Genomic DNA, 1,506 nt, shown 5'->3' on the forward strand with positions numbered 1-1,506 from the left:
GGCTGCCGGGGCCGGTGGGGGAGCTGGTGGGTGCGGAGGCGGTGCACCGGTTGTTCCGGGGGTGGCTGGAGGAGCTGCGGGCGTGTGCGGTGCCCGGCGGGGACGGTGTGAATGCGGTGGCCACTCCTGGGCAGAAGTAGCTCGTTCTCACGTCTGGTGATGTCGGCGTCACCGTGGGTACCTTCATTCAGTACCGGCGGGTAACAGATCGTTCCCGCCCGTCCCGGAACAGCGGCGAGGTGAGCTGCATGTCCGCACCAACCCACCCGCGCAGCGGAAGCTCCAGCGGTGCCCCCAAGGACGGCCCCAGGGTCACCGAGCGCGAGGCGCGCCGGGTCGCCGAGGAGGCCCGCGAGCAGCACTGGCGCAAACCCAGTTTTGCCAAGGAGCTCTTCCTGGGCCGGTTCCGGCTGGACCTGATCCATCCCCATCCGCGGCCGGACGAGGAGTCGGTGCGCGAGGGCGAGGCGTTCCTGGCGCGGCTGCGGACGTTCTGCGAGACCAGGATCGACGCCGCGCAGATCGAGCGGGACGCCGTCATCCCGGACGAGGTGGTCAAGGGCCTGAAGGACCTGGGGGTCCTCGGTATGAAGGTCGACCGCAAGTACGGCGGCCTGGGCCTGAGCCAGCTCTACTACAACCGGGCGCTGGCCCTGCTGGGCAGCGCCAGCCCGGCGCTCGGCGCACTGGCCTCCGCCCACCAGTCCATCGGGGTGCCGCAGCCGCTGAAGACCTTCGGCACCCAGGAGCAGAAGGANNCCAGCGAGGACGGCAGTGAGTACGTCCTGGACGGGGTGAAGCTGTGGACCACCAACGGTGTGGTCGCCGACCTGGTGGTGGTGATGGCCAGGGTGCCGCGCAGCGAGGGGCACCGCGGCGGGATCACCGCCTTCGTGGTGGAGTGCGACTCGCCGGGTGTCACGGTGGAGAACCGCAACGCCTTCATGGGGCTGCGCGGTATCGAGAACGGCGTCACCCGCTTCCACCAGGTGAGGGTGCCCGCGGAGAACCGCATCGGGGAGGAGGGCGCGGGGCTGAGGATCGCCCTGACCACCCTGAACACCGGGCGGCTGTCCATCCCGGCGATGTGCGCCGGGGCGGGCAAGTGGTGTCTGAAGATCGCCCGTGAGTGGTCGGCCGCCCGTGAGCAGTGGGGCAAGCCGATCGCCGAGCACGAGGCGGTGGCCACCAAGATCGCCTATATCGCGGCCACCACCTTCGCCCTGGAGGCGATCGTCGACCTGTCCAGCCAGATGGCCGACGAGGACCGCAACGACATCCGCATCGAGGCGGCCATCGCCAAGCTCTACTCCACCGAGCACGCCTGGCTGATGGCCGACGAGCTGGTGCAGATCCGCGGCGGCCGGGGCTTCGAGACCGCCGCGTCGCTGGCGGCCCGCGGCGAGCGGGCGGTTCCGGCCGAGCAGATGCTGCGCGACCTGCGGATCAACCGCATCTTCGAGGGCTCCACCGAGATCATGCACCTGCTGATCGCCCGCGAGGCGG

Annotated in this window: 1 protein-coding gene and 1 pseudogene; both read left to right on the forward strand. The window is 70.3% G+C overall.

The window, feature by feature from the left end; translation table 11 throughout:
- Window positions 1–248: 248 nt before the first annotated feature.
- Window positions 249–757 (forward strand): acyl-CoA dehydrogenase family protein (locus AOK09_RS42505; RefSeq protein ID WP_245687492.1); only part of this gene is annotated, 509 nt, incomplete at its 3' end.
- A 2-nt stretch (window positions 758–759) separates the two neighbouring features.
- Window positions 760–1,506, forward strand: a pseudogene (locus AOK09_RS42510) (acyl-CoA dehydrogenase family protein); the annotation flags it as partial.

The organism is Peterkaempfera griseoplana, assembly GCF_001418575.1.
Taxonomy (GTDB): domain Bacteria; phylum Actinomycetota; class Actinomycetes; order Streptomycetales; family Streptomycetaceae; genus Peterkaempfera; species Peterkaempfera griseoplana.